This window comes from Kitasatospora sp. NPDC059408 (assembly GCF_042751525.1).
GTDB lineage: Bacteria > Actinomycetota > Actinomycetes > Streptomycetales > Streptomycetaceae > Kitasatospora.
In genome coordinates, this window is the sequence record NZ_JBHYWI010000012.1 from 128,219 (window position 1) to 150,596 (window position 22,378).

18 protein-coding genes and 1 pseudogene are annotated in these 22,378 nt (G+C 74.3%); 10 read left to right on the forward strand and 9 right to left on the reverse strand.

The window, feature by feature from the left end:
* Nucleotides 1-162: 162 nt before the first annotated feature.
* Complete coding sequence (locus ACFXDE_RS11230) at nt 163-972, forward strand: alpha/beta fold hydrolase (RefSeq protein WP_380444632.1); 810 nt, start codon at nt 163-165, stop codon at nt 970-972.
* A 42-nt stretch (nt 973-1,014) separates the two neighbouring features.
* Here the strand turns inward: ACFXDE_RS11230 and ACFXDE_RS11235 are convergent, their stop codons facing one another.
* Nucleotides 1,015-2,007 (reverse strand): ArsR/SmtB family transcription factor, encoded by a 993-nt coding sequence (locus ACFXDE_RS11235; RefSeq protein WP_380444630.1) that lies wholly within the window; start codon nt 2,005-2,007, stop codon nt 1,015-1,017.
* Between the two features lie 158 nt (nt 2,008-2,165).
* Here ACFXDE_RS11235 and ACFXDE_RS11240 point away from each other — a divergent pair, with 158 nt between their 5' ends.
* The gene (locus ACFXDE_RS11240; RefSeq protein WP_380493075.1) at nt 2,166-3,548 is read left to right on the forward strand and encodes an alpha/beta fold hydrolase; all 1,383 of its coding nucleotides are present in this window, start codon (nt 2,166-2,168) and stop codon (nt 3,546-3,548) included.
* 87 nt (nt 3,549-3,635) lie between these two features.
* On the opposite strand, the gene ACFXDE_RS11245 is transcribed toward ACFXDE_RS11240, so the two are convergent.
* From ACFXDE_RS11245 to ACFXDE_RS11260, 4 genes are all read right to left on the reverse strand, one after another.
* Nucleotides 3,636-4,193, reverse strand: a complete 558-nt coding sequence (locus ACFXDE_RS11245) for a hypothetical protein (RefSeq protein WP_380493077.1) — start codon at nt 4,191-4,193, stop codon at nt 3,636-3,638.
* Nucleotides 4,190-5,335: a serine hydrolase domain-containing protein gene (locus tag ACFXDE_RS11250; RefSeq protein WP_380493079.1), complete on the reverse strand. Its 1,146-nt coding sequence runs from the start codon at nt 5,333-5,335 to the stop codon at nt 4,190-4,192. The genes ACFXDE_RS11245 and ACFXDE_RS11250 overlap by 4 nt, the downstream gene beginning before the upstream one ends.
* A gap of 159 nt (nt 5,336-5,494) precedes the next feature.
* A complete protein-coding gene (locus tag ACFXDE_RS11255; RefSeq protein ID WP_380493081.1) occupies nt 5,495-7,009 on the reverse strand; it encodes a glycosyl hydrolase family 18 protein in 1,515 nt (504 codons plus the stop codon).
* Nucleotides 7,010-7,242: 233 nt separating this feature from the next.
* Entirely contained in the window at nt 7,243-7,992 is a 750-nt protein-coding gene (locus ACFXDE_RS11260; RefSeq protein ID WP_380493082.1) for a TetR/AcrR family transcriptional regulator, read from the reverse strand.
* Nucleotides 7,993-8,098: 106 nt separating this feature from the next.
* Here ACFXDE_RS11260 and ACFXDE_RS11265 point away from each other — a divergent pair, with 106 nt between their 5' ends.
* The 4 genes from ACFXDE_RS11265 (at nt 8,099) to ACFXDE_RS11280 (ending at nt 11,779) form a co-directional block, all read left to right on the forward strand.
* Nucleotides 8,099-9,079, forward strand: a complete 981-nt coding sequence (locus ACFXDE_RS11265; RefSeq protein ID WP_380493084.1) for an ATP-binding cassette domain-containing protein — start codon at nt 8,099-8,101, stop codon at nt 9,077-9,079.
* On the forward strand, nt 9,079-9,897 hold the full coding sequence (locus ACFXDE_RS11270) for an ABC transporter permease (protein WP_380493086.1): 819 nt from the start codon (nt 9,079-9,081) through the stop codon (nt 9,895-9,897). Before ACFXDE_RS11265 ends, ACFXDE_RS11270 begins: the two co-directional genes overlap by 1 nt.
* 100 nt (nt 9,898-9,997) lie before the next feature.
* Entirely contained in the window at nt 9,998-10,984 is a 987-nt protein-coding gene (locus ACFXDE_RS11275; protein ID WP_380493088.1) for an aldo/keto reductase, read from the forward strand.
* A gap of 102 nt (nt 10,985-11,086) precedes the next feature.
* Complete coding sequence (locus tag ACFXDE_RS11280) at nt 11,087-11,779, forward strand: C39 family peptidase (RefSeq protein WP_380493090.1); 693 nt, start codon at nt 11,087-11,089, stop codon at nt 11,777-11,779.
* On the opposite strand, the gene ACFXDE_RS11285 is transcribed toward ACFXDE_RS11280, so the two are convergent.
* Complete coding sequence (locus tag ACFXDE_RS11285; protein ID WP_380493092.1) at nt 11,769-12,623, reverse strand: hypothetical protein; 855 nt, start codon at nt 12,621-12,623, stop codon at nt 11,769-11,771. The genes ACFXDE_RS11280 and ACFXDE_RS11285 overlap by 11 nt on opposite strands.
* Before the next feature lie 208 nt (nt 12,624-12,831).
* On the opposite strand from ACFXDE_RS11285, the gene rpe reads away from it, so the two are divergent.
* Nucleotides 12,832-13,515 carry a ribulose-phosphate 3-epimerase gene (rpe, locus tag ACFXDE_RS11290; protein ID WP_380444613.1) on the forward strand — a complete coding sequence of 228 codons (684 nt, stop codon included), beginning with the start codon at nt 12,832-12,834 and terminating at the stop codon, nt 13,513-13,515.
* A 94-nt stretch (nt 13,516-13,609) separates the two neighbouring features.
* On the forward strand, nt 13,610-14,569 hold the full coding sequence (locus tag ACFXDE_RS11295) for a pirin family protein (protein WP_380493094.1): 960 nt from the start codon (nt 13,610-13,612) through the stop codon (nt 14,567-14,569).
* A 145-nt stretch (nt 14,570-14,714) separates the two neighbouring features.
* Here ACFXDE_RS11295 and ACFXDE_RS11300 read toward each other — a convergent pair whose 3' ends face one another.
* Nucleotides 14,715-16,199 (reverse strand): MFS transporter, encoded by a 1,485-nt coding sequence (locus tag ACFXDE_RS11300; RefSeq protein ID WP_380493096.1) that lies wholly within the window; start codon nt 16,197-16,199, stop codon nt 14,715-14,717.
* Between the two features lie 108 nt (nt 16,200-16,307).
* Here ACFXDE_RS11300 and ACFXDE_RS11305 point away from each other — a divergent pair.
* Nucleotides 16,308-17,141 (forward strand): annotated as a pseudogene (locus ACFXDE_RS11305) (helix-turn-helix transcriptional regulator); the annotation flags it as partial.
* Between the two features lie 104 nt (nt 17,142-17,245).
* Here the strand turns inward: ACFXDE_RS11305 and pabB are convergent.
* Complete coding sequence (gene pabB / locus ACFXDE_RS11310) at nt 17,246-19,354, reverse strand: aminodeoxychorismate synthase component I (protein WP_380493098.1); 2,109 nt, start codon at nt 19,352-19,354, stop codon at nt 17,246-17,248.
* Entirely contained in the window at nt 19,351-19,968 is a 618-nt protein-coding gene (locus ACFXDE_RS11315; RefSeq protein ID WP_380493108.1) for a methyltransferase domain-containing protein, read from the reverse strand. The genes pabB and ACFXDE_RS11315 overlap by 4 nt, the downstream gene beginning before the upstream one ends.
* A gap of 344 nt (nt 19,969-20,312) precedes the next feature.
* Between ACFXDE_RS11315 and ACFXDE_RS11320 the strand changes: the two genes are divergently transcribed.
* On the forward strand, nt 20,313-22,253 hold the full coding sequence (locus ACFXDE_RS11320; protein WP_380493100.1) for a helix-turn-helix domain-containing protein: 1,941 nt from the start codon (nt 20,313-20,315) through the stop codon (nt 22,251-22,253).
* The last annotated feature ends 125 nt before the right edge of the window (nt 22,254-22,378 follow it).

The window sequence follows — 22,378 nt, forward strand, 5'->3', positions numbered from 1 at the left end:
CGGAAGTTCCCCGGACCGTCGGCCGTCACCCAGCGCGACGACCGCGGCCGCCCGCCGGTCGTCACGCCGGGTGACGGCAGCGGTCCCGGAACGCTGATCTGACCCCGCAGGCCGGTTGTGTCAGGCTGGTGGGGGAGCACCGCCGAAACCGGGAGGCTCGTGATGGCCGAGATCAGGGTCAACGGGGTCTCGCTGCACTACGAGGCCCGTGGCGAGGGGCCGGGCGTCGTCCTGGTGCACGGCTCCTGGAGCGACGGCGACACCTGGGCGCACGTCGTGCCCGGGCTGGTCGGGTCGACCACCGTCGTCACCTACGACCGCCGGGGCCACAGCCGCAGCGAGGACCTGCTCACCCAGGGCTCGGTGCACGAGGACGCGGCCGACCTGGCCGGCCTGATCCAGGGCCTCGGCCTCGCCCCGGCGTTCGTCGGCGGGGACTCCTACGGCGCGCTGGTCACCCTGCGGCTGGCCGCCGCCCGCCCCGACCTCCTGCGGGGCATCGCCGTCCACGAGCCGCCCGGCACCGGCATCCTGCTCGCCGACCCGGACCTGCGCCCGATCGGGACGGCCTTCGCGGACCGGATCGCCGCCGTCCGCGAGCTGCTGGAGCAGGCCGAGTCGGCCGCGGCGGCCGAACTGTACGTCGACACCCTCGCCTTCGGCCCCGGCGCGTGGTCGCAGCTGCCGGCGCCCGTGCGGCACACCTACATCCGCAACGCGCCCACCTACCTGGACGAGCTGCGCGACCCGGACGCCCTGGACCTCGACCTCACCGGCCTCGCCCGCTACGGCGACCCGGCGCTGCTCACGCAGAGCGACGACAGCGCGCCGATGTTCGGCGAGGTGCTGGACCTGATCGACCTCACCCTGTCGAAGGCGGAGCGCCACCTGTACGAGGGCGCCGGTCACGCTCCGCACCTGTCGCAGCCGGAGGAGTGGGTGCGGGTGGTGCTCCCGCGGGCGCTGCTGTGACACACCTGTTGCGGGGGACGGGGGACGGGGGACGGCGAGGTGCTACGGGCGCGCCCCCGCCAGCTCCTCGCCGCGCGGCGTGCGCCGGTACAGCACCTCCCGGCCGCTGCGCACCCGGCTCACCAGCCCCGACCGGTGCAGCACGCCCAGGTGGTAGGAGACCGTGCCCGGGCTCAGGTAGTGCCGGTCCGCCAGCGCCGCCGTCGTGGCCGGGCCGACCAGCGCGGCGAGCAGGTCCGCCCGGGTCGGGCCGAGCAGCTGGGCCAGGGCCGGGCTGGGCTCCAGGCGGGCCGTCCGGCGGTCCGCGACCGGGTACATCAGCGTCGGCGCGCGGTGCACGCCGTCGATCGGATCCAGGATGACGTGGATCTCGCGGGTCACCAGCGTCGGCATCAGCAGCACCATCCGGGCCGGCAGCGCCACCGTGAGCCGGCTCTCCAGCCGGATCCGCCCCTGCGCCCAGGAGAGCTGCGGGGCGAGGGAGTTGATCAGGGCCCCGGTGCCGTACCGGGCGAGGAAGCGGCCCCGCCGGTCGATCTCGGCGTCGATGACCGCGCGGGCGTCCGGCCAGTACGGCGCGATCGCGAGCTCCCAGTAGCGGCCCAGTTCGTCCGCCGCCCGGTGCGCGAAGTACTTCGCGCCGCGATCGATCGCCCGCTCGACGGCCTCCGGCAGCGGACGGCCCGTCAGACCGGCCTCCGGGCGGCCGTGCCGGACGGTCAGCAGCTCGCCGAGGACGCGCTCCGGCGGCGTGGCGCGGACGGCCGCCAGCTGCTCCGCGACCTCGGGCGCCGGGCCGCTCGGGTGCGGTGACAGGAAGTCGGGCAGGTAGCCGCCGTCCGTGTCCAGGGCCAGCCCGGCGAGCAGGTCCAGCCGCTCCCGGCGCAGCACCCGGCGGGTGCGGCTCACCCAGGCGTACGGGCCGGTGCGGGACGTCAGCCCGGAGGACATCAGCGTGTTGACCGCTTCGTGCAGCGGCGAGACGACGAACCGCGAGCGGGCCAGGCCGGTCGAGTCGATGGTGAGCGTGATCATCGGTGTCCTTCCCCCGTCGGACGGTTCCGCCGGCTCCGGGCCGCTTCCGGGGGCCGACGTTTCGAACCTGCTCGAATCCTTGCAGGAATCGTCGCGCCGCGGTGCCCCCGCGGCACAAGCTCGTCCTCGACAACCGGTACGGGGAAGGACGAACGAACATGACGAGAACGCGCGGCCGCGTCGCCGCCCTGCTGGGCGCCGTCGCGGTGGTCGCCGGGACGACGCTGGGCTCCCCGGCGGTCGCCGCCCCGGGCGGTGCGGGCGGCGGGCTCACCGGGCAGGCGCCCTGTGCGGGCAGCCCCGGCTTCACCTGCGGCACGCTCACCGTCCCGCTCGACCACGGCGGCGACACCCCGGGCACCCTCGACCTCCGGGTCGCCGTCGGCGGCAACACCGACGCGCCCAAGGGCGACCTGCTGTTCCTCACCGGCGGTCCCGGCCAGCCCGGCGTCCCGCTGGTCAACCGGATCGTGGGCCGGCTGGCACCGGTCCTCAAGGACTACCGCCTGGTGATGTTCGACCAGCGCGGCACCGGCGGCAACGCCCTCCGGTGCCCGGAGCTCCAGGAGCAGATGGGCGCCTCCGACCTCGCCCCGCCCACCCCGAAGGCCGTCACCGACTGCGCGGCCGCGCTCGGCCCGGACCGGCGGTTCTACGGCACCGCCGACACCGTCGCCGACATCGACCGGCTGCGCCGCGCCCTCGGCGACAAGCGCCTCACGCTGGACGGCGTCTCGTACGGCACCTTCACCGCCGAGCGGTACGCGATGGCGCACCCCGCGCACGTCGCCCGGCTGGTGCTGGACTCCGTGGTGCCGCAGCAGGGCTACGACCCGCTCGACCCCGTCCCGCTGAAGGCCACCGCCCGGGTGCTCACCGCCGCCTGCGCGGCCACCGGGTGCACCACCGACCCGGCCGCCGACCTCGCGGAGACGGTCCGCCGCTACCACGACGGGCCCGACGTGCTCGACGCGATCACCAGCTTCGAGTTCGTCGACCCGGACTACCACGGGGTCCCGGAGGCGCTGCACGAGGCCGCCGCCGGGCGGCCCGCCATGCTCCAGCGCTACATCGACGGCGCGCACCAGGGCAACGCGGCGCCCGCCGAGTTCCTGAGCCAGGGCCTGCACGCGAGCACCCTGTGCGCCGACGGGCACTTCCCGTGGGGCACCTCGGACACCCCGGTCGAGGGACGGGCGGCGGCACTGGCCGAGGCGAGGGACGAGCTGACCCCCGAGGACACCTGGCCGTTCGACCCGGCCACCGCGACCGGGACGGGCACCCTGCTCACCTGCCTGGACTGGCCGCAGGAGGAGGTGCCGGCGACGCCGTCGGAGTACCACAGGCTGCCGAACGTGCCGGTGCTGCTGCTCGGCGGCGACCGCGACCTGTCCACGCCGCTCGCCTGGACGTACCGGGAGGCGGAGATGGCGCACGACGCGCGCGTCGTGGTCGTCCCCGGGGCGGCGCACGGGGTCCAGACCCGGGCGGCCAGCGACATCGGGCGGCAGGCGGTGTACGACTTCCTGCTCGGCGGCTGAGCCGCAGGGGCAGGGGATCCCGGACCGTTCCGCGCGGGGGCGGAACGGTCCGGGCCGGTCGTCGGGCCCCGAGCCGAAAGACGCGCCCTACGCGCCCCAGCCGTCGTCCGGCGTGGTGCGGTCGGGCCCGGGGCAGTCGGGGTGGTCGTAGCCCCACAGGCCGACCTTGTTCAACAGCCAGTCCTCGGACGGCGGTTCGCCGGCGCGATCGGAGTCTCCGCCCTCCGTGAGGACGAACGCGACCCGGACGTCCTCGGCCGGCGCCACCTCCAGGGTGCGCTGGCCGGGGATGTTCTCGTACGTCACCGTCTCCCACGTGCAGCCGGCCGCGGTGAGCGCGGCGACCAGCGCGGATTCCGTGACGTGCGTGTCGATCGTGCGCAACCCGCCATCAGGCAGCGGGAGTTCGAGCTCGCCGTGCCAGGCCGGGAGCGAGAGCGAGCGGAGCCGGCGGCAGCTGCAGAACACCGTCCACGCGTCGCCCCAGCCGAAGGCGTGCGGCCAGCGGGTGTCCTTGTGGACGCGCCCGCAGTCGTACGGATCGCCGTAGCGGGCGGCGAGTTCGGGCAGCGGGGCGTCGTAGCGCAGCGGGCCGAGGCCGCCGGTGGCGGCCAGCTCGGTGAGCCCGGCGAGGAATGCCGTCACCCCAGGCACCCGCGGACCGCCTGGATCAGCCGGGTGGCGCGGGCGTCGCCGTGGCCGATCATCCGGTTCGCCACGTACCCGAAGCCGATGCCGAACTCGTCGTCGCCGAAGGCGAACTGGCCGCCGGCGCCGTCGTTGCCGAAGCTCCGCGGGCCGTACAGCGGGCGGAACGCGGGGGAGTCCAGCAGGACGCCGGAGCCCCAGCGGGCGCCCATGTCGAAGCCCAGGAAGCCCGCGCCGGAGGAGACTTCGCGCACCGCGTCGGTCACGGTGTCGTGCGACAGCAGGCGCTCGCCGCCGTCGAGGCCGGTGACGGCCGCCGCGTACAGGGCCGCGAGGCCGGTCGCGGAGGCGACGGCGCCCGCGCCCGGCAGCTCGATCGCGTGCAGGGCCGGGTCGTTCCAGCCGTGCGGCGCGTCGAGGCCGGGGAAGACGAGGGCGCCGTTCATCGTCACGATCCGGGTGAGCAGGTGCTCAGGGCCGGGCATCGGGCGGCGGCCGTCGGCCTCCACCAGCCGTGCCAGGTGCGGGAGTTGCTCCTGCGGCAGGCCGATCCAGACCGGCAGGCCGCCGAGCGGCCCGGTGATCTCCTCGCGCAGGAAGGCGCCCGGGGTGAGGCCGGTGATCCGGCGGATCACCTCGCCGACCGCGAAGCCGAGCACGTGGCCGTGGTACTCGTACGTGGTGCCCGGCTCCCACAGCGGCGGCTGTTCCTCGATCGCCCGGACGACCGGCGCCCACGCGGCGATCTCCTCGAACGGGAGCACGGCGTCGAGCGCGGGCACACCGGCCCGGTGGCCGAGGACCATGCGGGTGGTGATGTCCTGCTTGCCGTTCCGCGCGAACTCCGGCCAGTAGCGGGCGATCGGGGCGTCGAGGTCGAGCCGGCCGCGCTGCGTGAGGAGGTGCGCGGCGATGCTCACGGCGCCCTTGGCGACGGAGAAGACCGGGACGACCGTGTCCCGCGTCCAGGCCCGGCCGGTGCGCTCGTCGGCGGTGCCGCCCCACAGCTCGACGACCTTGCGTCCGCCCGAGTAGACCGTGACGGCGGCACCGAGCTCGGGGAACTCGGCGAAGTTGCGGGCGAACTCGTCCGCGACGGGGCCGAAGCGTTCGTCGGCCCAACCCTCGTACTGCTGCATGGTGCCCCTCGTCGTACGGCCAAGATCGTCTACGGATCCACCGTACGGGAGACGGTGTGCGGGTGCGACGGGTTTGTCGGGAGTGGGGCGCGCGGGGCGGATGGGGGGCTCGGTGCGTGGGCCGGGCGCCGCTGGGCAGCGGTGCCAGGCGGTGCGGTGCTAGGCGCTGCGGCCGGTGACGTAGAGCGGTTTCATGTCGATGACGGTCGAGGTCGCGATGTGCCCCAGCCCCTCGTGGGCGGCGTTGGTGAGCAGGCCGGGGTCGGCCTCGGCGTGCTCGGCGAACAGGCCGCCGAGGTTGCGCGCGCGGGCGTACTCGGCCTTGGCGCGGACGGAGCGCGGGGTGTCGAGGGAGACGTAGACGCCGCTGTCGGCGCTGTGGAGGTAGTCGGCGTCGGCGGTGGTGTCCGTGTACAGCTCGAAGCCGTTGCGTCCCCGGCCGCGTTCGAGGTCCAGGAAGTTGCGCAGCACGTCGGCGAAGTGGCTCACGCCGGGCCGGAAGGACCCGACGACCTCGCCCGGGCCCGCGTCGTACCGGCCCTTCAGGGGCGAGACGCGGTCGATCCGGGCCCGGCGGGCGTTGCGCGTGGTGGTGGCGTAGCCGAGGTGGATGCGGGTGGACCGCACGCGGGCCTCGTCGAGGAGGTACGTGACGGCCCCGTCGATGCTGTCCGCCAGGGGGCCCGCCGGGTCGTGGTGCAGGGCCGCGTGGTGTCCGAGGCCGGGGGACCAGGGGCTGCCGAAGGCGTCGAAGGACATCACGTCGAAGCGCTCGGCGCCCTCCTCGACCAGGACGGGGACGTTCATCGCCTTGAGCTGGGCGACGGCGGCGGGCACCGCGACGGCGATCGTCGCGGGCAGGCCGGCGGCGGACAGGGCCGACCTGGTCTCGCCGACGAGCGCGGCGTAGTCGGTGGCCTCCTTGCCGAGGCCGGGCCAGCGCCAGTCGAGGTGGAGGGTGGAGAACATGGGGAACTGTTCCAGGAGTTCGACCACGGACCGGGCGAACCGCTTCCGCGCGGCGGGGTCGGGCGTGAGGCGGCGGAACGCCTCGCCCAGCTCCCAGCCGCCGACGTGCAGGCCGACGGCGAGGGCCGGGTCGCGGTCCTTGAGGCGCCGTGCGGCACCCAGCAGTCCCTGCGCCTTCCGCTCGTCGAAGAGGTCCCGGTAGTCGTTGGAGACCCAGCCCGCGAAGCCGTACCCCTGGTAGGCGGCGACCGCGCTCCACGGGTCGACGAAGACCACCGCGCCGCGCTCGGCGTCGGGGATCCCGAAGTCCAGGGCGGCCTGGGCGGTGGCGGCGGCCAGGCCGCCCTGGTCGCCGACGAGCCCGACGAGGCCGAGGACGATCTCGTCGAACGCACCGGGTGCGGCGTCGAGCCGGGCGAGGTCGGCGCCCGGACCGCCGTCCTGGACCGCACGGCCTTCCGGGTCGTCGGGGGCTTCGGTCAGGCGGGCGTCGTAGGCCCACGAGGTGTCCAGGAACCCGGACACGGCCTGGGAGCCGTTGCGGCGGTAGGAGTTGAACACCGGTTTGGCCACCCGGCAGGGGGTGTGGGACAGCCGGCCGTCGGTCGTCGCCGGGTCGAATCCGTTCCGCGCGTAGGTCCGCTCGGCCGCGCCGACGGCCCGTCCGTCGAGACCGGGGTCGGACGGGTGCACCAGCTCGCTCATGACGTGTTCTCCCTCCGGGGGCGGCCGTCACGGAGGACGCCCGCACCGGCGCCGGGCGTGACCGCACCCGTGCAGACTATGGGGGAACCGGGCGGGGCGAGGGACTTCCGCTGAACCGGTTGACGGGTCGCCGACACTGTGTACCCGGATCGACCCGGCCTTGCGGGCGCCCCGGAGCCGTTGTCGCCGTGGTGGGCGCGGCAGGTACGGCGGCTGCAGGGGCTACGAGCGTTTTACGACGGCGGCGCCAGGATGGCGGTGATCACCCGATCCAGTGAGCGCTCGAAGGCGGTGGACGGGTCCGAGGGCGGGCCGGGGGTGGTGAAGGCCTGTGCCAGGTGCGGGTACTCGCCGCTCATCGCCGCCTGGGTGAGGTAACCGGCCAGCTCCGCCTGCCACTTGGCGCCGGCCGCCGCGGTCCGCTCGTACTGGGCGTACTGGCAGACGAAGCCGTTGAACAGGGCCATCGCTTCCATCCGGTCGCCGCCGCTGCGGCCGCTCGGGGCGGTGATGGCCAGGTAGTGGTCGGTGTAGCGCAGCGCGTTGGGGCCGATGCCGGGGCGGGCGAGGACCAGGGCGGGCAGCCAGGGGTGGCGGCGGCACAGGTCGAGCTGCCGGCGGCCGAGCCGGACGAGGTCGGTGCGGCAGTCGCCGGTGGGGGCGAGGGTGGCGAAGTCGTACTCGCCGGCCGCCGCGTCGAGCATCAGGTCGAGGAGGTGCTCCTTCTTCGGCACGTAGTTGTAGAGCGACATCGTGCCCGCGCCGAGGGCGGCGGCGACGCGGCGCATCGAGGCGGCGTCCAGGCCCTCGGCGTCCGCGATGGCGATCGCGGCGGCGGCGATGGACGCCCGGCTGTGGGCGGGCCGGGGGCCGCGGCCGGTGCGCTCGGGGCGCAGCCAGATCAGTTCGGGCGCGTCGGGGGGCGTCGGGGGCTCGCCGCGGCCCGGGGTGTCGCGGTTGTCGGGGGTGTTGCTGGACGGCACTGAAGATCACCTCGCTCACCCATCTTAGATACGTACGGCGTACGTAGTACGATGAGCCCGCACGCGCTTCTACGTACGCTGTACCTAGAGAAGGGTGGAGACAGCCATGTCCGACCGCTCCGACCACCGTGGGCCCGCCATCGAGATGGCGGGCGTGGCGAAACGCTTCGGCGCCACCGAGGCCCTGCGCGGCCTCGACCTCACCGTCCCGGCCGGCACCGTGTGCGGCCTCCTCGGCCCCAACGGCGCCGGCAAGACCACCGCCGTCCGCGTCCTCGCCACCCTCGTCGCCCCCGACCGCGGCACCGCCCGGGTCGCCGGGTTCGACGTCGCCCGCGAGTCCGAGGCCGTCCGGCGCGCGATCGGCCTGGCCGGGCAGCACGCCGCCGTCGACGAGGGCATCACCGGGCGCGACAACCTGCACCTGTTCGGCCGGCTGCACCACCTCGGCGGCCGCCGGGCGCGCGCCCGGGCCGACGAACTGCTCGACCGCTTCGGCCTCGCCGAGGCCGGCGACCGGCTCGTGCGCACCTACTCCGGCGGCATGCGCCGGCGCCTCGACCTGATCGCCAGCCTCGTCACCAGCCCGCCGGTGCTCTTCCTCGACGAGCCCACCACCGGGCTCGACCCGCGCAGCCGCCAGGAGATCTGGGACACCGTCAAGGAGTTGGCCGACGACGGCACCACCGTGCTGCTCACCACCCAGTACCTGGAGGAGGCCGACCGGCTCGCCGACGACATCGTCGTCGTCGACCACGGCGCCGCGATCGCCACCGGCCCGCCGGCCCGGCTCAAGGCGCAGATCGGCAGCCGGGTGTCCGTCACCATCGCGGACGCCTCCCAACTCGGCTCCGCCGCCGTCGTGCTGTCCCGGCTGTCCGGCGGGGACGCGCAGGTGGACGTCGCCGAGCGCCTGGTCACGGTGGTGACACCGCCGGGCGTCGACGTCCTGCTCCCGGCGCTGGTGCGGGAGTTGGACGGGAAGGGCGTCGTCGCGGAGGACGTCGCGGTCCGGGCGCCCTCGCTGGACGACGTGTTCCTCGCTCTCACCGCCACCCGCACCACCGACCTGAGGAGGGTCGCCTGATGACCGCCACGTACGCGGGCCCGGTCGCCGCCGGACCGTCCCGGCTGATCGCCGACACCGGGACGTCGATGCTCCGCATCCTGCTCAACTACCGCCACTCGCCGGGCCTGTTGGCCGCCTCGCTGGGCGTGCCGGTGATCATGGTGGTGGTCTTCGGCTACGTCTTCGGCAGCGCCATGCAGGTGCCGGGCGGGGGCGACTACCGGGAGTTCCTGATGCCCGGCCTGTTCGCCATGGTCGCCACCAACGGCATCATGCCCACCATGGTCGGCGCCGCCCGCGACGTCGGGCGCGGGGTCACCGACCGGCTGCGCTTGATGCCCGTCTCGCGCACCGGCCTCCTGCTCGGCCAGACCCTCGCCGACCTGCTGGTCAGCACCGTCGTGCTCGCGCTGCTGGCGGCCGTCGGGCTGGCCGCCGGCTGGCGCGTCCGGCACGGATTCGCGGACGCGGCTGGGGCGTTCGGGCTGCTGCTGCTCTTCCGCTTCGTCATGACGTGGGTGGGGACGTGCCTCGGACTCGCCGTCGGCAAGGAGGAGGCCGCCGGTCAACTCTCGGTCGCCGTCTTCCCGTTGGCGATGATCACCAACGCGTACGTGCCCACCGGCGGCATGCCGGGCTGGCTGCGGACCGTCGCCGACTGGAACCCGATCAGCGCGGTGGTCGAGGCGAGCCGGAGCCTGTTCGGCAACCCCTCGGCGCCCGGCGACGCGTGGCCGATGCAGCACGCCGTGCTCGCCTCGCTGCTGTGGAGCGCGGTCCTGCTCGTGCTCTGCATGCCGCTGGCCGTACGGAAGTTCGCCACCCACGGGCGCTGAGGCGGCGCGGGCGCCGAGAGTGTGAGCACGGGCGGGTGCTGACCCGCCGGTCCGGTGAAGGTGCTGGACACCCGTGCCGGTGCGGCCGAAGGTGGACGCCATGGAGTACACCCACCTCGGCCGCACCGGCCTGACCGTCTCCCGCCTCTGCCTGGGCACCATGAACTTCGGCCCGCACACCGAGGAGTCCGACGCCCACCGCATCATGGACGCCGCCCACGACCAGGGCATCAACTTCTTCGACACCGCCAACGCCTACGGCCGCGACCCCGAGGGCAACCTCAAGGGCCGCACCGAGGAGATCATCGGCCGCTGGTTCGCGCAGGGCGGCGGGCGCCGGGAGCGGACCGTCCTCGCCACCAAGGCCTACGCCGCGATGGGGGACTGGCCCAACGAGGGCAAGCTCTCCGCGCTCGCCGTCCGGCGGGCCGTCGAGGCGAGCCTGCGGCGCCTGAACACCGACCACATCGACCTCTACCAGATGCACCACATCGACCGGGACACGCCCTGGGAGGAGATCTGGCAGGCGATGGAGGTCCTGGTCGCCCAGGGCAAGATCATCTACGTCGGCTCCAGCAACTTCGCCGGCTGGCACGTCGCCCAGGCCCAGGAGGCCGCCCGCAGCCGCCACTTCCTCGGCCTGGTCAGCGAGCAGTCCCTCTACAACCTGCTCGACCGCACCGTCGAACTGGAGGTCGTGCCGGCCCTCCAGCACTACGGCCTCGGCCTCCTGCCGTGGTCCCCGCTGCGCAGCGGGCTGCTCGGCGGGGTGCTGCGCAAGGAGCGCGAGGGCACCCGCGTGCGGGCCGCGCTCGCGCACGCCGACGACCTCCTGGCCACCCACCGCGACCGCATCCAGGCCTACGAGGACCTCGCCGACGAACTCGGCGTCGAGCCCGCGGAGCTCGCCCTCGCCTGGCTCCTCGGCCGCCCGGCCGTCACCGCCCCGATCATCGGCCCGCGCACCCAGGAGCACCTCGACTCGGCGATCCGGGCCCTGGACGTCGAACTCGACCGCAAGACCCTCGACCGCCTCGACGACCTCTTCCCGGGCCACCGCCCGGCCCCGGAGGACTACGCCTGGTAGGCGCTCGGCGCGGTCCCGCCCCGGTCGTGGCGGCCGGGGCGGGACGGTGCGGCCTCGCGTGTGGCGCTCGCGTGGGGCGGTGGGGCGTGAGAGCGTCGGGGGATGGGTGACGAGGCGGTTGTGCACGACGTGCCGTACTACGCGCAGTGGGAGTCGGCGGAGCTCGTGCGGGAGATCGTCGGCGGGGCGCTGGACGCCGCCGACGATCCGCGGTGGGGGCAGTCCGGGGCGGCCACGCCGGAGGAGTACGGCTGGTGGTCGTGGCGGCTGTGCGGGGTGGCCTGCCTGCGGATGGCGCTCGACTTCTGGTGGGGCCTCGCGCCCCCGGCGCTCGTGCTCGCCCGGGAGTGCGAGGCGGCGGGCGCGTACGTCCGGGAGGGCGACGGCCTGCGCGGGCTGATCCACGTACCGTTCGCCACCCACGTCCGGGAACGGTGGGGACTGGCCGCCGAGGCGCGGGAGTTGGCGCCCGGGGAGATCGCGGCCGAGGTGGCCGGCGGGCGGCTGCCGATGCTGTCGGTGCACCCGTCGATCCGCGAGCCGGAGGGGCCGGACCCGGTCCGCCGCGGCGGGCACCTGGTGCTGGCGGTGGGGGCCACGAGCACGGCGCTGGTGATCCACAACCCGTCCGGGTTCCCGGGCGGGTCGCAGTCCTTCGCGCACGTGCCGTGGCGGGACTTCGGACGCTTCTTCGCCGGACGGGGGATCGTCCTCGGCCCGCCGGGCGAGTCCGGTGCGTCCGGCCCGCCCGGTGAGCCCGGTGAGCCCGGTGAGTCCGAGGGCGTCAGGGCCTGATGCTCGGCAGCCCGAGCAGGTCGACCGGCAGTTCGCCGCGACACAGCGCCGAGATCGGCTTCAACGCGGCCGCCAGCCGGTCGAGTTCCCGGCGCGGGTAGTCCTCCCACACCCGGGCGGCGGCCAGGTCGGTCGCGGCCTCCAGGGACTGGTGCCGGATCCGGCCGAGCTCGGTGACCGCGCCGTCCGCCGTCAGCCAGCCCCGCTCGACCAGCCGCTCCGCGGCGGCCTCCCACTCCTCGTCCGTCCACCCGCGCCGCGGCTGGAGGTCCTCGCGCCGCACGTCCAGCGCGCAGCGGACGACGAGCGCCTCGCAGCCGTCCAGCCCGGCCGTGACCAGCGCGGCGACGTGGCCGTCGCCGCGGTGCTCGCGCATGACGGTCGCGGCCTGCCACAGCCGCCCGTAGCGGTCGGCCGGCCGGGGGAGCGCGGCGTTGGCGGCGGCCAGGACGCGCCCGGCGCAGTCCAGCCGTGCCGCCGCCCGCTCCAACGCGTCGGCGGCCAGCTCGACCTGGGCCGGGTCCACGTGCTCCAGTACCCGGGCCAGCGCCGCGGACGACCCCTCGGCCCGCGCGGCCAGGGCCTTCTCCGGGCCGGCGTGCCTCCACACCTCGGGCACCGCGCGCTCGACGACCGCCGGCGCGAAGCTGAAGAAGGCGGCGATCACGGGCGGCGCGTCCACCGCGCCCAGCGGCGCGGCCCGGCCGGCGAAGTAGCCGCGCCACCCGCCCCGCAGTCCGGCCGCCTCGAAGGCCGCCTGGCCCTCGGGCGAGAAGTACGTGAGGGAGTGCACCGGTTCGAAGAGCCACCAGAGAGAACGGGCGGGGTGGACGAGATCGGCCATCGGGAGACCCTCCTTGAACGGGGGTGGGACGGGTCGGGGCGTCGCTCCAGTGCTGATGACCACGGCGGCGGCCGCGGTAACCCCGCCCCGGGTGTGATGACGGTCACGCGGGCGACCGCGCGGTGCGCGGGCCGGTGCCGGCGCGCGAGATGATGGGGCGGGGTGCCCGGCACGGTGGCGCCCGAGCCCTCGTGTGAAGGTATTGGTAATGGCGCAGATCAACCCCAGCATCCTGTCCGCGGACTTCGCCCGTCTCGGCGAGGAGGCCGAGGCCGTCCGGGGCTCGGACTGGCTGCACGTCGACGTCATGGACAACCACTTCGTGCCCAACCTCACCCTGGGCGTCCCCGTCGTCGAGTCGCTCGCGCGCGCCACCGACATCCCGCTCGACTGCCACCTCATGATCGAGGACCCGGACCGCTGGGCCCCGCAGTACGTCGAGGCCGGCGCCGGCTCGGTCACCTTCCACGCCGAGGCCGCCGCCGCGCCCGTCCGCCTCGCACGCGAGATCCGCGCCAAGGGCGCCCGCGCCTCCATGGCCCTCAAGCCCGCCACCCCGATCGAGCCCTACGAGGACCTGCTGCCCGAGCTCGACATGCTGCTGATCATGACCGTCGAGCCCGGCTTCGGCGGCCAGGCCTTCCTGGACATCATGCTGCCGAAGATCCGCCGCACCCGGGAGCTGATCGCCAAGCACGGCCTCGAACTGTGGCTCCAGGTCGACGGCGGCGTGTCCGCGAGCACCATCGAGCGCTGCGCCGAGGCCGGCGCGGACGTCTTCGTCGCGGGCTCGGCCGTCTACGGCGCGCAGGACCCGGCCGAGGCCGTCCGCAAGCTGCGCGACCTGGCGACCGCCGCCACCACCGACGCCTGGTGGGCCTGCGCGCACTGAGTCCGCGTCGCGGGCGCGGATACCGGGTGCACTGAGGGACGATCACTGACGAACGTCTCTCATCGCCCCTCTCCGTACGGTGGTGGACCCGCACATGAGCAACCTCGACCGCAAGCCCGTCCCGACCGCCTGCGGCCGGGAGGCCGGCGGCGGCCCGGTGAGGGAACTCCTCACCGGGCGCCGCGTCCCCCTCGGCGAGAGCACCGTGGTGCGGCGCCTGCTCCCCAACCTGGGCCGCCGGATGGTCGGTGCCTGGTGCTTCGTCGACCACTACGGCCCCGACGACATCGCCGACGAGCCCGGCATGCAGGTCCCGCCCCACCCCCACATGGGCCTGCAGACGGTCAGCTGGCTGCACCAGAGCGAGGTGCTGCACCGCGACAGCCTCGGCAGCCTGCAGACCGTCCGCCCGTACGAACTGGGCCTGATGACCTCCGGCCGGGCCATCTCTCACTCTGAGGAGTCCCCCCGCCCGCACGCCCGCCACCTGCACGGCGCGCAGCTCTGGGTGGCCCTGCCCGACGCACACCGGCACACCGCCCCGGCCTTCGAGCACCACCCGGACCTGCCGGTCGTCACGGCCCCTGGCCTGAACGCCACCGTCGTCCTCGGCACCCTGGACACCGCGACCTCGCCCGGCACCACGTACACCCCGCTCGTCGGCGCCGACCTCGCCCTCACCGCCGGCGCGGACCTCCGGCTTCCGCTGGTCCCGGACTTCGAGTACGCCGTCCTCGCGATGTCCGGCGGCGTCGACGTCGACGGCGTCCGCGTCGAACCCGGCTCGATGCTCTACCTGGGCTGCGGCCGCCCCGAACTCCCGCTGCTCGCCCGCACCGACGCCGCCGTCCTGCTGCTGGGCGGCGAGCCCTTCGACGAGAAGATCGTCATGTGGTGGAACTTCATCGGCCGCTCCACCGAGGACATCGCCCGGGCCCGCGCCGACTGGATGACCACCGACCGCTTCGGCACCGTCCACGGCTACGCCGGCGACCGCCTGCCCGCCCCGGAACTGCCCGCCACCCCGTTGAAGCCCAGGGGGCGCGAGCGGTGAGCCGGGCCGGCCGTTCCGTCCCGGTCCCAGGGGGCGCATGCGAAACGCTCGGACGGGAAGTCCCGGCCGAGCATTCCGCACGAACCCGCCGCGGTCCGGCCGGATCGGCCGCTCGCGCGGCAACGACCCCCGGGGACCGCTGGGTTCAGGATTTCCGGGGGCGGGGCAGCTTCATCGACGCGACGGCGCTGAGCAGGGCGCCCGCAGCCACCAGCATCGCGGTGACGAACATGGCGTGGGCCGACGGGTTCGCCCCCTGGCCGTCGGCGGTGCCCAGGAACACGCTGCCGTAGGTCGCGATGCCGAGGACCTGGGCGATCTGGGCCGAGGTGGTCATCACGCCGCTGGCGTCCGACGCGTCGGCGGGGACGACCCGGGCCAGCGAGACGGTCAGCAGCGGGCTGGTGATGTAGCCCATGCCGAGGCCCACCACCAGTTGCAGCAGCGGCAGCGCGACGCCGCCGTGCCCGCCCGAGCGCACGGCGAAGCCGATGCCGAAGTGGCCGACGGCCGTGACGGTGCACGCGATGACGATCATCCGGCGGTGCCACCGGGCCGGGACCTTCTGCCAGGTGAGGCTGCCGGTGGCGACGCCGAGCGCGAGCGGCGCGAAGGTCAGGCCGGTGCGGGTGGCGGACTCGCCGAGCCCCGACTGCATGTGCTGGGAGAAGGAGAACAGGAAGCCCGCGTAGCCGGCCATCGCGAGGAACATCGCGCTGGCCCCGGGCAGCAGGCCGGGCGTCTTCAGGACCCGGCCGGGAATCAGCGGCGAACCGCCACGCCGCGCGACCGAGCGCTCGACGATCGCGAACGCGGCGAACACCGGGACGGAGAGGACCAGGGAGACCACCATCCAGGCCGGCCAGTGCTGTTCGTGGCCGAGCACCAGCGGGATGACCAGCAGCAACAGCGCGGCGGTCAGCGTGATCAGCCCGGGGATGTCGAGGCCCTTGGGGTTCTCGGGCCGGCCCTTCGGCAGCACGCGCAGCCCGGCGGCCACCAGGACCACCCCGACCGGCACGTTGATCAGGAACACCGGGCGCCAGCCCGTACCGAACAGGTCGGCGCTGACCAGCAGTCCGCCGGCGACCTGGCCGACCACGACGCCGAGGCCGATGGTGGCCGCGTACAGGCTCAGCGCCCGGGCCCGGGCGGCGCCCTCGAACTTCAGCTGGATCAGGCTGTAGATCTGCGGCATCATCATCGCCGCGCCGACGCCCTGGACCACCCGGGCAGCGATCAGGGTGCCCTCGTCGGGCGCCAGTCCGCAGGCGAGCGAGGCCACGGTGAACGTGACGAGTCCGGCCAGGAAGACCGTCCGGAAGCCGTTGCGGGCACCGAGACGGGCGCCGGTGACGAGCAGCGTGGCGTACGCGATCGTGTAGCCGGAGACGATCAGCTGGAGGGCGGACCCCGTGGTGCCGAGGTCGGTCCGGATGGTCGGGGTGGCGACGTTGACGATCGTCGAGTCGAGCAGGGCCATGAAGACCGCACCCAGCAGGACCACCAGCATCTGGTTGTTCCGGCGGGTCTGTGCGGCCGCGTCGGGGGCCGGGAGCGCGGTCTCCGGCTCTGCGGGGGGCGTGGGCGGGGCGGCGGCTGCCGCCCGCTCCTGAGTCTTCTCGGTCATGGCAGCGATGATCCCGGCGGCCCCGTGGGGGGTACCAGATATCCAGTGATCCTGGAACCGGGAGTACCCGGCTACCCGGATCGGCCCGTTGTCCAGCAGAATCGTGCGGTGACCCGACCGACCGACGGCCCCCCTCCGACCGCCGAGGCCCAGCGACGCGCGGAGCTGGGCGCGTTCCTGCGGCTCCGACGCGAGCGCATCAAGCCCGAGGACGTCGGACTGTCACCCGGCCCGCGGCGGCGCACGCCAGGCCTGCGCCGCGAGGAGGTCGCGGAGCTCTCGGGGATCGGTGCGGCCTGGTACACCTGGCTGGAGCAGGGGCGGCGGATCAACCCGAGCGTCCAGGTGCTCGACGCGATCGCGCGCACGCTGCGGCTCGACCGGGCCGAGCGCGGTCACCTCTACCGGCTCGCGGCCGTGCCGGCCGTGCCGCTGGACGCCTCGGCGCGGCTCGCCGACCCGGCCGAGAACCAGGCCATCCTGGACGCGCTGAACCCGTTGCCGGCCTGCATCGTGACCGCGCGTTACGACGTGCTCGCGTTCAACGACGCGTACGGGGCGCTCGATCCGGCGATCGTGCTGCTGCCGCCGGGGGAGCGGAACGTGCTGTGGCACCTGTTCACGGTCGAGCGGCGGCTCCAGCCGCTCGTGGAGTGGGAGAACGAGACGGCCGTCATGGTGGCCCAGCTGCGGGCCGAGTTCGGCCACCGGCTCAAGGACCCGCACTGGGGCGACTTCGTGCGGCAGCTCGGGGAGGCCAGCCCGCGCTTCGCCGAGCTGTGGGCCAGGCACGAGGTCGCCGCGTCGAACACCCGGCGCAAGTCGTTCTGGAGCGTGGACGGCGAGCGGCTGAGCGTGATCACCAACGCGTTCACGACGGCCTCCGCGCCCGACACGAAGATGTGGATCCACACGCCCGACGGCCCGGAGACCAGGCGGCTGCTGGAGGACCTGGTCGGCCGGTACCGGGAGGCGGGCCCCGCCGCGCTGCTGGCCGCCGGACGGCGCACCGGCCGCGGCGCGCCCGACCCCGGGGGCGCGCCGGCTCAGCCGTGCGGCGAGGGCGGCCGGCGGCCGGGGAACGCGGATCCGGTCAGCCGGAGCAGCGGGGCCGACTTGACCGCCGTCTCCTCGAACTCGGCCTCCGGGTCCGACAGTGCGACGATCGCCCCGCCGACCCCGTAGCGCACGCGCCCCGGTGTGACGACCGCCGTGCGGATCGCGACGCTCAGGTCGGCCGCGCCGGACAGCGAGAAGTAGCCGATGGCGCCGGAGTAGATGCCGCGCGGCCCGGCCTCCAGCCGGTCGATGACCTCCATGGTCCGCAGCTTGGGGGCGCCGGTCATCGAGCCGGCGGGGAACGCGGCCCGCACGCAGTCCACGGCGGTGCGGTCCCGCCGGAGCCGCGCCCGCACCGTGCTCACCAGCTGGTGGACGGTCGCGTAGGTCTCGACGTCGAAGAGGCCCGCGACCTCGACCGAGCCGATCTCGGCGTGCCGCCCGAGGTCGTTGCGGACCAGGTCGACGATCATCAGGTTCTCCGCGCGGTCCTTCTCGTCCGCCCGCAGCCCCGCCACGATCGCGGCGTCCTCCTCGGGCGTCGCGCCGCGCGGCCGGGTGCCCTTGATCGGCTTGGACTCCGCGACGCCGTCCGCCCCCACGCGCAGGAAGCGCTCCGGCGAGGTGCTGAGCACCGCGAGCGGGCCGAAGCGGAGCAGTGCCGCGTACGGGGCGGGGCTGAAGCGGCGCAGCACGCGGTAGCCCTCCCACGGGTCGAGGTCGTCCTCGGCCTCGGCGACGTTGGTCAGGCAGACCTCGTACGTCTCTCCGGCGGCGATCTCCTCGTGGCAGGACCCGATCAGCCGCAGGTACGCGTCGCGGTCGTGGCGCAGCCGGACGGCGGACCGCGGAGCGGGTGGGACGGGGTCCGCGGCCGGGCGGCCGGCCACGGAGGCCAGGGCCCGTGCGGTGGTCTCCAGCCAGGACCTGGCCGGGGCCTCGTCCTCGTCCTCCGCCAGCGCCAGCAGGTAGGTGGTGCGGGTGAGGTGGTCCAGGACGACCGCGCGATCGGCGAACACCATGGCGGCGTCGGCGTCCTCGGCCCGGTGGGCCGCCCCGGCACCGCACTGGGCCTTCAGCTCGTACCCGAGGTATCCCACCCAGCCGAGCGCGAACTCGAAGGGCAGGCGGGGGAGTTCGGTGCGGATGCCGCGGAGGTCGCGGTCGATCCAGTCGAGGAAGTCGCCGGTGACGGTCCGTGAGCCGGCGGCGGAGCGCACGGTGACGGTCCGGCTCCGGACGTCGGCCTCGGCGATCCGCGCGAGCGGGCCGGAGGCGTCCCCGAGGACGGAGAACCGGCCAGCGTCGCCGTCCGACCGGCTGCTGTCCAGCCAGAACGCGGTGTCGGCGGCGCCGAAGAGCCGCTGGAACGCGACCTCGTCGACCCAGTCGGTCCGGAGGCGGTCCACGAGGACCCGGAGCCGTCGGGTGCCGCCCCGGTCCGCCGGGTCCGCCGGGTCCGCCGGGCGCGGCGCGGGAGCAGGCGGCGACGGGCGGACCGCCGTGCCCCGGGCCGCGTGCCACTCCCGGCTCAGCCGGGTGAAGTTGGCGAGTAGTTCATGGCCGAACCGGGTGAGGACCGACTCGGGGTGGAACTGCAGTCCCCAGATCGGCCGGTGCCGGTGCCGGTGTCCCATCAGCACGCCGTCGGGCGTCCGGGCGACGGCCTCCATTTCGTCCGGCAGTTCGGACACGGTCAGTGAGTGATAACGCACCGCCTCGAACGGGGACGGGAGTCCGTGGAACAGGCCGCGGCCGTCGTGCAGGACGGGCGAGGTGCGGCCGTGCCGTGGTTCCGGGGCGCGGGTGACGGTGCCGCCGTGCAGCAGCGCCGCCCCCTGGTGGCCGAGGCAGATGCCGAGCAGCGGGATGTCGCCCTGCTCGACGATGTCGCGGCAGATTCCGAAGTCGGCCGCCCGGGCCGGATCGCCCGGTCCGGGGGAGAGCACGACGTTGTCGAACCCGGAGAGCCGGGACAGGTGCCAGGACGGGTCGTCGTTGCGGATCACCACCGGCTCGGAGCCGTTCACCCGGGCCAGGCAGTGGTAGAGGTTGAAGGTGAAGGAGTCGTAATTGTCGACGAGTAGAGTTCTCATGACGGTGCGGCGACGGAGATCTCCAGGAGAACGTGCTCGACCAGGTCGTCCCCTTCGTGCACCCGGAGGCTGCGGAGTTCACGGACTTCCCGGCCGTTTTCGGCGGCGATCGCATTCAGTCGGGCGGTGTTCCCGCGATTGCTGAAATGCAGCAGGATTCTCCCGTTCTCGGTCAGGAATGACGGGGCGTCGGCCAGGAATCTGCGGTGGTCCCGGTAACCGGGGTCCACGTAGGCGCGTTCGTGGATCGTTTTGTGCCGGTATTCCGGCGGGGCCAGTACGAGATTGGAGTGCCAATAGACGGTGTCGAACTTCCGGCCGGCCGGAACGTTCTCGAAGAGGTCGCTGTGCACGACGGTCAGCCGGTCCGCCACGCCGTGCCGTTCGGCGTTCATCACGGTGTTCCGGACGGCCGGTTCGCTGATGTCCAGGGCCGTCACGCGTTCGCAGCCCGCCAGTGCGGCGGACACGGCGATGATGCCGGTGCCGCAGCCGACCTCCAGGAACGAGCCGGGGCCGGATGTTTCGGGTGTCCCGGACGTTCCGGGCGTCCCGCCCAGACCGAGCAGTTCCAGGGCGATCCCGGACGACACCGAAAAAGGCGGCGCGAACACCTCGTCCAAAAGGTCCCATTCGCGCCCGGCCAGGGTGAAGGTGTTGCGCCGGTCGGCGTGGAGCCGCGCGGCCCGGCTGCGGGCGAGTGAACGCCCGTAGTCCGTGAGCCTATTCATATGTCCCCCGTTGTCATGCGAGCGGGCACCGCTCCCGCGGTGCCCGCCTGGAATTGTTCCCCTCGCCGGCCGCTTCCGGGAAGGTGGCGGGGTGACAGCGTGCCGTGTTCGGTGCGGTGTCCCGGTCACTACGGGCGTGTTAAATCGCAGGCCAGCGCCTTGACCCCCCTCTTGCGTGGCGCCTACTCTCGGTGTAGATGATCTTCACCGGCTGTGGAGGGGGAACCATGCCGTTGGATTCCGGGTTCGCGGACGCGCCTGCCCTGGCGATTCTCGAACTGCTCGCCGCGGAGGCGCCGTTGGGCCGCTTCCACGAATTGCTGTACCGCGCCGCGGATCCGGGCGGGGAGGGGATGCCACCGGACCGGCGCGCGGAGCTCGAACGGGCCGTCCGGCTGGGGCTGAGGATCCACGCCTCGCTCGACCAGCGCCGGCAACGGGAGGCGGCCACGGCGGCCCTGGTGGACATGATCCACGACATGACCGCCCCGTACGACCCGGACACCCTGCTGAAGGTCATCACCAGCCGGACCCGTCGGCTGCTGGGCTTCGACATGGCCTACATCAGCCTGCCGCTGCCCCGGGGCGGGTCGTACGTCCACTGCTCGGAGGGCCAGACCACGACGCTCAACGTGGGCCTGGTGGTCGAGGAGCACCACGGCCTCGGCCAGATGGCGCAGGGGCAGGGCGGCGCGTTCTGGTCGCCGGACTACCTGAACGACGACCGGATCCCGCACAGCGAGCAGATCGACGAGGTGGTCCGCGCCGAAGGGCTGCGCGCGGTGATCGCGGTGCCGATCCAGGTGGGGGCGGACTCCATCGGCGCCCTCTACGGCGCCGACCGCGTCGTGCGGCACTTCACGCCCGACGAGATCAGCCTGATGCGCTCCCTGGCGGACTTCGCGGCGGTGGCGCTGGAGCGGGCCAGGCTGCTGGACCGCACGCGGCTGGAGATCGCGGAGCTGGAGTCGGCGGGTGCCCGCGCGCGCGACACGATCGCGCGGACCCGTGAGCTGGCCGACGCCCGGATCCGGCTGGCCGACCAGGTGTTGAACGGCTGCGACCTGCACGTGGTCGCCAGGACGGCAGGGGAGGTGCTGGGCGCCACGCTCGCGGTCGGTGACGCGCACGGGCAGGTGCTCTCCTCCACCGGGGAGGTGCCCGGCCTCGCCGAGGTGCTGACCGGCCGGGCGGCTCTGGAGGCGCACGCGGCGAGGGCCCCGGTGAGCCCGGCGCAGGACGTCTGGGTGGCCCCGGTCGGTGCCGGCGTCGAGGACCTGGGGGTGGTGGTGGCCCGGTTCGCGCGACCGCTCGGCCCCGACGAGGAGAGCTTCCTCGCCTTCGTCGGACGGGCGGTCGCGCTGCAACTCGTGGGGCAGCGCAGCGTGCCCGCGACGGCCGGGCCGGGACGGGACGAGTTCTTCGACGTCCTGCTCGCGACACCCCTCCAGCCTTCGAGTCAACTCGTCTATCAGGCAGGACAGTTCGGGATCGACCCGGAGGGCCCGCATGTCGTCGTGGTGGCCCGGCCGGAGGGCGGCGAGCACGGGAAGGCCGCGGTGTGGGCCGCGTCGTACGCGTACCGGCGGTCCGGGCTCAAGACGGTGCGCGACGGCTGCGTCGTGCTGCTGCTGCCCGGTACGGACGCCTCGGCCGCCGCCCGTTCGGTCTCCAAGGAGCTTTCCCCGCTGCTGCGGCAGCCCGTCACCGTCGGCGCGGCCGGTCCGGCCACCGGGCTCGCGTCGGTCGCCAGGGTGCACCAGGAGGCGGTGCGCTGCCTGGACGCGCTGACGGCGCTGGACGGCACGGGGAGCGCCGCGGCGATGGCCGACCTCGGCTTCCTGGGGCTGCTGCTCTCCGACGACCACGACGTCGAGGGGTTCGTGGCCTCGCTCCTCGGCCCGCTGCTGGAGCACGACACCGAGCGCGCGACCAGTCTGATCGCCACCCTGGAGGCCTACTTCGCCTCGGGTGGCAGTCCCACCCGGGCGGCCGAGGACCTGCACGTCCACCCCAACACGGTGGCCCGCCGCCTGGACCGGATCACCGAACTCCTGGGCCCAGCCTGGCAGCAGCCCGGACGCACGCTCGAAGTCCAGCTCGCGCTGCGCCTGCTGAGGGCCCGGGAGGTCCTGTGGCGGCAGCGGGACACCGTGCTGGCGCCGTAGCGGGGGCGGGGGTCCGGCCGGCGGGGGGGGGGGGTCCGGCCCGCCCGCCGCCGGCGGGGCGGTTTAGGGGGGGGGCGTGTGAGCGGGGTTCCCGGGGGCGCCGGGGGGCGGCCGACGGACCGCCA

Bases quoted from the DNA above. Each gene is read 5' to 3' on its own strand.
- ACFXDE_RS11280 (WP_380493090.1), top strand. From the start codon at position 11,087: ATGGGTGACGAGGCGGTTGTGCACGACGTGCCGTACTACGCGCAGTGG.
- ACFXDE_RS11300 (WP_380493096.1), bottom strand. From the start codon at position 16,199: ATGACCGAGAAGACTCAGGAGCGGGCGGCAGCCGCCGCCCCGCCCACG.
- ACFXDE_RS11285 (WP_380493092.1), bottom strand. From the start codon at position 12,623: ATGGCCGATCTCGTCCACCCCGCCCGTTCTCTCTGGTGGCTCTTCGAA.
- ACFXDE_RS11265 (WP_380493084.1), top strand. From the start codon at position 8,099: ATGTCCGACCGCTCCGACCACCGTGGGCCCGCCATCGAGATGGCGGGC.
- pabB (WP_380493098.1), bottom strand. From the start codon at position 19,354: ATGAGAACTCTACTCGTCGACAATTACGACTCCTTCACCTTCAACCTC.
- ACFXDE_RS11240 (WP_380493075.1), top strand. From the start codon at position 2,166: ATGACGAGAACGCGCGGCCGCGTCGCCGCCCTGCTGGGCGCCGTCGCG.
- ACFXDE_RS11255 (WP_380493081.1), bottom strand. From the start codon at position 7,009: ATGAGCGAGCTGGTGCACCCGTCCGACCCCGGTCTCGACGGACGGGCC.
- ACFXDE_RS11230 (WP_380444632.1), top strand. From the start codon at position 163: ATGGCCGAGATCAGGGTCAACGGGGTCTCGCTGCACTACGAGGCCCGT.
- ACFXDE_RS11270 (WP_380493086.1), top strand. From the start codon at position 9,079: ATGACCGCCACGTACGCGGGCCCGGTCGCCGCCGGACCGTCCCGGCTG.
- ACFXDE_RS11295 (WP_380493094.1), top strand. From the start codon at position 13,610: ATGAGCAACCTCGACCGCAAGCCCGTCCCGACCGCCTGCGGCCGGGAG.
- ACFXDE_RS11250 (WP_380493079.1), bottom strand. From the start codon at position 5,335: ATGCAGCAGTACGAGGGTTGGGCCGACGAACGCTTCGGCCCCGTCGCG.
- ACFXDE_RS11235 (WP_380444630.1), bottom strand. From the start codon at position 2,007: ATGATCACGCTCACCATCGACTCGACCGGCCTGGCCCGCTCGCGGTTC.
- ACFXDE_RS11275 (WP_380493088.1), top strand. From the start codon at position 9,998: ATGGAGTACACCCACCTCGGCCGCACCGGCCTGACCGTCTCCCGCCTC.
- ACFXDE_RS11320 (WP_380493100.1), top strand. From the start codon at position 20,313: ATGCCGTTGGATTCCGGGTTCGCGGACGCGCCTGCCCTGGCGATTCTC.
- rpe (WP_380444613.1), top strand. From the start codon at position 12,832: ATGGCGCAGATCAACCCCAGCATCCTGTCCGCGGACTTCGCCCGTCTC.